The sequence below is a fragment of the Clostridium sp. genome, assembly GCF_030532265.1.
In the GTDB taxonomy this organism is placed as follows: Bacteria; Bacillota; Clostridia; order Clostridiales; family Clostridiaceae; genus Clostridium.
In genome coordinates this window covers 1-5,722 of the sequence record NZ_JAUNLM010000083.1, presented here as the reverse complement: position 1 = coordinate 5,722, position 5,722 = coordinate 1, and the positions used below count along the sequence as shown (strand labels likewise).

Sequence of the window (5,722 nt, the reverse complement as noted above, 5' to 3'; positions counted from 1 at the left end):
CTGGAATAGCTATTAAATCTCTCAAAAACTTTGTCATTTGAGGTTCGTATTCCTTCGATAATTTTTTAATTTTTTCAAAATCCATAATTTCTCCCCCTTAATTTATACGAAAAATATTTTTTCACTTAATATTCTAGCAATAAATATGCCATTTTTTTCTAAAAAACTTCATTTATAACAGTATATTTATACATAAATATGAATTTATTACTATAAACACTGTATATTTATTCAATAAATAAATATAAGGTTATCAATATGATAATAAACTTATCATATTGATAACCTTATTAAAGCTACTATTTATCATATATTTATAACAAATTTATAAATTATATTATAAATTTATTATTTTGATAATAGAAATTACCTTTAAATTTTAATTATTTTTTATTTACTCTAATCTTAAAATAATATTCATTGTTTATTCTTAGTTTAATTAAAATATTTACAAAACAAAAAAGAAACTATAATAAATAGTTTCTTTTTTATTTATATATAATATTATTTTTTCAGATTTTCTTTTATATTAAACTTTCTTCTTCTAATTTTTATTAACTTTCCACCTAATGTACTTGTTGCCGCTCCAAGTAAAAACATTCCACCACCAAAAGTTGTAGCCAATGTCTTCTTTAGCTTTTCTCCATTAATAACAACATCTTCTGGCTTATATTCATTTACTAGGGTCATAGTATCTTCTAAAAGTTTTACACCAAAATCAATATTCATATTCATAGGTATTATGTAAGCATAAACTTTTATTTCATCTTTAATACTATTTATTTTAAATCTATAAGCTTTTATATTTTTCTCTGTATCTTCATCTACAAGTTCAAGTTTAACATCTTCTCCGTTAATTTTTATTTTTATATTACTCATAAGATCCATTCCTGAAAATCTTAAAGTTATATATTTTACTCCATCTACTTCTTCCATTAGAGCAGTTTCGTTTAAATACTTTCTAGCCATCTTTTTACCAACCGAACTATCACTTATAATTTCATTTTTTATTGTATATTCTTTATAACTTTCTTTAGCTAAAGTTTTCATTTTTTCTTTATTGCTTTTAGACTTTTCAGTTTCAGAAGACTGATTATTTTCACTATTTTTTTCATCTTTAGAATCATCTAAAACACTATCTATACTTGGAATATTTAAGTTTGTATTTGGTTTTGACTCTGGTAAAAATCCAATTTGTGTCACTGTATTTTGCAAAAATTTAACACCAAATTCTATATCTTCTCCTAAAGCATCTATATGCATTTTAAATTTTACGTTATCATTCAAACTTCCAATTTTAAATTCTATATCCATTAAATTATTAGAAGTATCGTTTTTTAAAATATTATAATTAATATTTTTCCCATTTATTAAAACTCTTATATTAGACATTAAATTAGTTCCTGATATGCTAATAGTTATATATTTTTTTCCATTTCTTATTTCCATATAGTTTGTTTTTGATATAACCCCTCTTGCTGCTGCATATCCTATTTCACTATCTGTAATTATTTCATTTTGCATTTTATAAAGTTCTTTATTTAAAATTTCATCTTTATTAGTTGATAAATTACTTTCATTATTAGGTTTACTTACATTATTTTCTTCACTTTCTGTCTTATTGTTTTCTGTATTAGGTTTATTGATTTCTTGTTCATTATTATCTGGTTTTTCACTTTCACCTGGCTTTTCAGCATCACTTGGTTTTTCTTCATTAGGATTATTTTCATTCTGTTCTTCTAAATTTAAAGTATCCTCTTTTAATAAAAATCTAAAGCTAACATTCATTCCAGTAAAAGGAGTAGAACTTATAATAATTTTATCTTTTATAGAATTAATTTTAAACTCATATGCAATTTTTTCTTTAGTTTCATCTAATATTTTAAATTCTATATCTTTGTCATTTACATTTATATTAACATTTTTCATCATAGATTTATTTGTAAATGTTACTGATACAAATATCTCTCCATTTAAAACTCTTAAAGAAGATTGTTTTTCTAAAAACTTTCTAGCCATAGAATCTTTGTCTTCATTTATATGAAAGGCATCATTTTCTATTTTATAAACTCCATCTTCTAATTTATCTTCTTTATTAATCTCACTATCATTTATTATTTCATTTAAATTATTTGCACTTGCAGGTACACATATAGAAAAACTTAAAGAACCTGCAATTAGTAATGCTATAATTTTGTTGTTCATTTTTAAATCTCCCCACCTATTTAAATATATGTCTTATAAATTCATATGGCTTATAAATAATAAGTCTTGGTCCTGAAAATCTCATTACCTCTTTTATTTTTTCTTTCATGTCCTTTTTATAACAATGAATAGGACACTTACTGCAAGATGTTTTTTTATCTCCAAATTTGCAGTAAGTAAGTCTTTTATGTGCATAATCTAATAATTCTTTACAATCATCACATAACTCATTTTTCCTTTGCCCATGTTTTTTATAACAATAAATTTCAATCATAAATTGTACTATTTTCTTTTCCTTTAAAACTCTCCCTTGTTTTGTCATTATTTTAGCTCCTTTGTAAATCTTTTTCCTTTATAGTTTTAATTTTAAATATAAAGTACCAAAATTTCACTAAAATAATTAATATTATAAAAATTTTTACCATAATTGAGTCTAATATTATTAATGGAAACATCATCATTGTATCAGCAAATAATAATATAGTTATTTTTTGTTTCAATGTCATAGCTCTTTCATTTGCAAAACTTTCTAAATGCTTTTTATAAACTTTAGTTTCTTTAAACCATCTATCAAATTTTTCAGACCCTCTAACAAAACAAAAAGATGAAAGTAATAAAAAAGGCGTTGTAGGTAATATCGGTAAAATTATACCAATTGCTCCTAATGCAAAAGATATTAATCCAACAGTTATATAAAATCCTTTTTTAAATTTATTCATTACAAACGCCTCCCACTCTACTCTCTTACTAACTTCTTATTTTTTAATCTAAATGTTTTATCACATATAGATGCAGTTGATTTTCTATGAGTTATAAGTATTATAGTTTTATCTTTTTTATTTTCCTTAATTGATTTTAATATTTCTCCTTCATTTAATGTATCTAAGTTACTTGTAGGTTCATCTAATATTAATGTGTTTCCTTTACTTAAAAAGGCTCTAGCAAGTCCAATTCTTTGCTTTTCTCCAGAAGAAAGATATCCTCCAAGCTCTCCCACCTTTGTTTTATATCCTTTAGGAAGAGTAACTATAAATTCATGTATAGATGCCTTCTTTGCAGCTTCTTCTACTTCATTTTTAGTTGCATTTTGATCACCTATTTTTATATTATCTTCAATAGTTTCATTGAAAAGATATGTTTCTTGACTCATTAAAACTTGATTATCTCTAAGGGCTTTTGTCTCTAAAGTTTTTAAATTTTCATTTCCAAATATTATATCACCAGAATTTGTATCAAAAAATCTCATAAGTAATTTTACAAATGTACTCTTACCACTACCACTTTCTCCAACAATGGCTATACTATCTCCCCTTTTTACATCTATATTTATATTTTTTAGTATATCTTCTCTTCCCTTATAAGAAAAAGTAACATCTTTATATTCTATATCCATATTAGTTAAAGTTCTCTCACCTGGATTTTCTATAACTTCTGGATTTTCATCTAAAAGATTAAATAATCTTTCTGCTGATGCAAATGTTTGAAGTAAATTGTTTGATAAATTACTTAATGCAACTACAGGTCCAAAGGAAGATGATAATATTACTATTGCTAAAATACCTTGTCCAAAATTAATTTTTCCTTCTATATAAAGATATAATCCTAAAATTGTAAAACCTATCATACCAACCATTATTGTAAAATCAGTTGTTGCTCTTATAACCCCTTCATGAAGTTTTATTTTCTTCTGTTTGCTATTTAATTCTTCTGAAAGTTTATGGATATTTTCTTTTCTTTTTTCACCATTTTTAAATATTAATACTTCTTTTAAACCTCTTAAAGAATCTAAAAGATAAGAGTTTGTTTCTCCAAATTTATTTCTATATTCCATACCTGCTTTTTTTCCTATTTTTGATGTCAAATAGGGAATAAAAAAACCTATTATAATATAAAGTAACAAACCCATTAATCCATAATATAGATTAATACTATAAAGAATTATTGATATTATTATATTAGTAATTACAGCAATAGAAATTGGAGCTATTGTATGTGCGTAAAATACTTCTAAAAGTTCAATATCTGATGTAATTAATGATATTAAATTTCCTTTTTCTTTGCCTTCTAATTTAGCTGGCGCAAGTTTTCTAAGTGCAGTAAATACTTTATCTCTCAATATAACTAATATCTTAAATGCAATATAATGCCCAGAAAGTTGTTCTATATATCTTAAAGGTCCCCTTAAAATAGCACAAATGACTACAACTATAATTGCTGAAATAAATGATATTTTAAATCCATTATCAATTACTGATAAAATAGCTACAGCACTAAAAGAAGTAATTGATATAGCAGCTAAAAACCCTAGCACTCCCATAGTTATTGTTATACACATATAAGGAATTAATGGCTTAAGTTCTAAAATTAATCTTTTCATAATTAAAAATCCTGATTTTCTCTCCATTTAAACCACCACTTTCCTTTCTAATATCTCTTGTTCCTTTATCATTTCATAATATTTACCATTATTATTTATTAACTCATCGTGAACTCCCATTTCTAATAATTCACCATTTTCTAAAAGATATATATTATCAGCATTTTTAACATTAGCTAACCTATGAGAAATTACTATTACAGTTTTTTCTTTAGCTAATTTATTTATAGCTTCCCATATTATTTCCTCTGATTCTACGTCTACATTTGATGTAGCTTCATCAAATATATAAATATCTCTATTTGCAATTACTGCTCTTGCTAATGCTAATCTTTGTTTTTGACCACCTGATAAAAGAGCTCCTCCTTCTCCAACCTTTGTATTCAATCCTTCTTTTAACGAATCTACAAATGATTTAAGATTAGATATTTCTAAAGCATATTGAATATCATTATCAGTTATTTTTTCTTTTCCAATCTTTAAATTATCTAAAATAGTTCCATTAAATATATAACTGTTAGTGCTTACTAACATTAACTTACTGTATAAATCATTTAAAGATAAATTATTTATATTCTTATTATTAAAAAGTATTTCTCCCTCGTTTACAGAATAAGTATTCATTAGAAGATTAGCAATTGTACTCTTCCCACTACCACTTTTTCCAACTATAGCTGTAAAACTATTATTTTTTATTTTCATTGATACATTTTTAATAACATCTCTCTTTCCATCATAAGAAAATGTTATATCATTAATATTAATATCTACTTTTTCTGCATTATCTAACTTGCAAATTACATCTCTATCTATTTCTTCACTATCTAGTAATTCAAATATTTTATCTGATGCAGCTACACCATTCATAGCTACATGGAAAAATGAACCTAAAAGCCTTAATGGAATAAAAAATTCTGATGAAAGTAAAATTATTACTAATGTATCTCCTAAATTTATATTTCCATTTTTAAATGAATAAAGTGCTACAATTGAACCAAGCGCTGCCCCACCAAAAGCTATAAGATCCATAACAGTTATTGAATTAAGCTGCATACTTAATACTTTCATTGTTATCTTTCTAAATTTTTCTGCTTCTTCATTCATTTTTTTATGTCTTTTTTCATCAATATTAAATACTTT

5 protein-coding genes are annotated in these 5,722 nt (G+C 24.3%); all 5 read right to left on the bottom strand.

Annotated elements, in window-relative coordinates; translation table 11 throughout:
* Positions 1–504: 504 nt before the first annotated feature.
* The gene (locus Q4E08_RS11320) at positions 505–2,205 is read right to left on the bottom strand and encodes an NEAT domain-containing protein (protein WP_303131036.1); all 1,701 of its coding nucleotides are present in this window, start codon (positions 2,203–2,205) and stop codon (positions 505–507) included.
* Between the two features lie 16 nt (positions 2,206–2,221).
* Positions 2,222–2,527, bottom strand: coding sequence for a nitrous oxide-stimulated promoter family protein (locus tag Q4E08_RS11315; protein WP_303131034.1), 306 nt, complete (start codon positions 2,525–2,527; stop codon positions 2,222–2,224).
* A gap of 4 nt (positions 2,528–2,531) precedes the next feature.
* Positions 2,532–2,924: a YbaN family protein gene (locus tag Q4E08_RS11310; RefSeq protein WP_303131032.1), complete on the bottom strand. Its 393-nt coding sequence runs from the start codon at positions 2,922–2,924 to the stop codon at positions 2,532–2,534.
* A 17-nt stretch (positions 2,925–2,941) separates the two neighbouring features.
* Positions 2,942–4,609, bottom strand: coding sequence for an ABC transporter ATP-binding protein (locus Q4E08_RS11305; RefSeq protein ID WP_303131030.1), 1,668 nt, complete (start codon positions 4,607–4,609; stop codon positions 2,942–2,944).
* A partial coding sequence (locus tag Q4E08_RS11300) for an ABC transporter ATP-binding protein/permease (RefSeq protein WP_303131029.1) occupies positions 4,610–5,722 on the bottom strand: 1,113 nt, incomplete at its 5' end. It abuts the gene before it with no gap.

Bases quoted from the DNA above. Each gene is read 5' to 3' on its own strand.
- Q4E08_RS11315 (WP_303131034.1), bottom strand. From the start codon at position 2,527: ATGACAAAACAAGGGAGAGTTTTAAAGGAAAAGAAAATAGTACAATTT.
- Q4E08_RS11310 (WP_303131032.1), bottom strand. From the start codon at position 2,924: ATGAATAAATTTAAAAAAGGATTTTATATAACTGTTGGATTAATATCT.
- Q4E08_RS11305 (WP_303131030.1), bottom strand. From the start codon at position 4,609: ATGGAGAGAAAATCAGGATTTTTAATTATGAAAAGATTAATTTTAGAA.
- Q4E08_RS11320 (WP_303131036.1), bottom strand. From the start codon at position 2,205: ATGAACAACAAAATTATAGCATTACTAATTGCAGGTTCTTTAAGTTTT.